General features: G+C 64.8%; 2 protein-coding genes. One reads left to right on the forward strand and one right to left on the reverse strand.

Annotated features, from left to right (window positions below):
* Positions 1-1,616, reverse strand: a 1,616-nt coding sequence (locus tag EN745_RS34275; RefSeq protein ID WP_127423275.1) for a phosphate acyltransferase, incomplete at its 3' end; no start/stop codon positions are given.
* A 55-nt stretch (positions 1,617-1,671) separates the two neighbouring features.
* Here EN745_RS34275 and EN745_RS36615 point away from each other — a divergent pair.
* Positions 1,672-1,884, forward strand: a 213-nt coding sequence (locus EN745_RS36615) for a hypothetical protein (RefSeq protein WP_210213787.1), incomplete at its 3' end; no start/stop codon positions are given.

Genomic DNA, 1,884 nt, shown 5'->3' on the forward strand with positions numbered 1-1,884 from the left:
AAGCAGCGCGCCGCTTCCGTCGTCACGCCGCGCCTCCCGGCAAGCTCGATCAGCAAGTCGACATAGTGGCGGTAGCGCGGATCTTCTTCCGGGTTGATCAGGCCGAAATCGACGCCGGGCTTGATACGCAATCCGTAGCGCTTCAGCCTGACTTCGATGACATGCGGACGGCCGATCAGGATCGGCTCGGCGATGCCTTCCTCCAGCACCACCTGGGCAGCGCGCAGCACGCGTTCGTCCTCGCCGTCGGCATAAATGACGCGCTTGGCGCTGGATGCCTTGGCGGTCGAGAACACCGGCTTCATCACCAGTCCGGAGCGGAAGACGAAGCGGTTCAGCTTGTCGATATAGGCGGCGAAGTCGGCGATCGGCCTGGTCGCCACGCCCGTGTCGCAGGCGGCCTTGGCGACGGCCGGCGCGATGCGCAGGATGAGGCGCGGGTCGAAGGGCGAGGGGATCAGGAAGTCGGGCCCGAAGATCGGCGTCTCGCCCGAATAGGCGCGCGCGGCGACATCCGAAGGCTCTTCGCGGGCAAGGGCGGCGATCGCCCTGACCGCCGCCATCTTCATTTCCTCGTTGATGGCGCTGGCGCCGCAGTCGAGCGCGCCGCGGAAGATGTAAGGAAAGCACAGCACATTATTGACTTGATTGGGAAAATCGGAGCGGCCTGTGCAGATCATCGCATCCGGACGCGCCGCGCGCGCGGCCTCCGGCATGATCTCCGGATTGGGGTTGGCCAGCGCCAGGATGAGCGGCTTCGGCGCCATGTGCTGCAGCAATTCAGGCTTGAGCACGCCGGCGGCGGAAAGGCCGAGGAAGACATCGGCGCCCGGAATGACATCGGCCAGCGTGCGCGCCTCCGTGTCCTTCACATAGGGGTCCTTCCAGCGGTCCATCTCCTCGAGGCGTCCCTTATAGGCGACGCCGAAACGGTCGGTGACCCAGATGTTCTCGACCTTGGCGCCAAGCGAGACCAGGAGGTTGAGGCAGGCGAGCGCGGCGGCGCCGGCGCCCGAGGTGACGATCTTGATGTCGGCAATTGTCTTGCCGGCGAATTCCAGCCCGTTGAGCACCGCGGCAGCGACGATGATCGCCGTGCCGTGCTGATCGTCATGGAACACCGGGATGCCCATGCGGGCCTTCAGCCGCTCCTCGACCTCGAAACATTCCGGCGCCTTGATGTCCTCGAGATTGATGCCGCCGAAGGTCGGCTCCAGCGCCGCGACCGTCTCGACCATGCGCTCGATTTCCGGCGCGTCGATCTCGATGTCGAAGACGTCGATGCCGGCGAACTTCTTGAACAGCACCGCCTTGCCTTCCATCACCGGCTTCGAGGCGAGCGGCCCGATATTGCCGAGGCCGAGCACCGCCGAGCCGTTGGAGACGACGCCGACAAGGTTGGCGCGCGCCGTATAGTCGGCGGCGGTCGCCGGGTCGTCGCGGATCTCGAGGCAAGGGGCGGCGACCCCCGGCGAATAGGCGAGCGCCAGGTCGCGTTGGTTGCCGAGCGGCTTGGTCGCCTGGATTTCCAGCTTTCCGGGAATGGGATGCTTGTGGAAGTAGAGAGCGGCCTCGTCGAGGTCCGACCGGGCCGGTTTCTTGTTCTCGCTGTCCATGCCGGCCTCCTTGCGCTCCTGCTTCGCAGCCTTTTAGAGCAGTTCCAGGAAAAGTGTGAAACGGTTTTCCGTCGGGAATTGCATCAAAACAGGGGCGACGATCAAAAGCTCCAGCATGCGGCCCGCACTGTTCGCGACGCCAAATGACGCCATCGGCGTTCACATCGGCGAAGCGCAAATAGCCGAGTTATTTCAGCCCCTTGTGTCGGGACTCTGCGATATGGCGGGCGGCTGCGTTGCCGGCAGGTCAGAACGCGCTGACGTAGAG

It is taken from the genome of Mesorhizobium sp. M4A.F.Ca.ET.022.05.2.1 (assembly GCF_003998845.1).
GTDB lineage: Bacteria > Pseudomonadota > Alphaproteobacteria > Rhizobiales > Rhizobiaceae > Mesorhizobium.